The sequence below is a fragment of the Achromobacter sp. GbtcB20 genome (assembly GCF_019091095.1).
GTDB lineage: Bacteria > Pseudomonadota > Gammaproteobacteria > Burkholderiales > Burkholderiaceae_B > Achromobacter > Achromobacter mucicolens.
Genome location: NZ_JAGXJZ010000153.1, coordinates 367 through 621, shown reverse-complemented (window position 1 = coordinate 621; position 255 = coordinate 367). Strand labels below are relative to the sequence as shown.

General features: G+C 55.3%; 1 protein-coding gene. It reads right to left on the bottom strand.

What is annotated here, in order from left to right; genetic code table 11:
• A partial coding sequence (locus tag KVT32_RS32305; protein ID WP_254637051.1) for a DDE-type integrase/transposase/recombinase occupies positions 1 to 255 on the bottom strand: 255 nt, incomplete at both ends.

Here is a 255-nt window from a genome sequence, read left to right as displayed (position 1 = left end):
ATGAGCTCGACGCCTCGAATTGTCGTGGCAGCCGAAGCGAAGCTTTTCAGGCCTAGCATGACGCTCAGCCTGGACTTCACATTGCGATGATCCTGCTCGATTAGATTGTTTAGGTATTTTGACGAGCGAAGCTTCGTCAGCTCGGGAAGCCTTCCTTGCTGTTGAAGTTCGCGAACGGCCCTGTGCGAGGCTGCATAGCCGTCCAGTGTGATGGTTTCCGGCGACCGACCCTGAGAACGTACGGCCTTGCGAAAA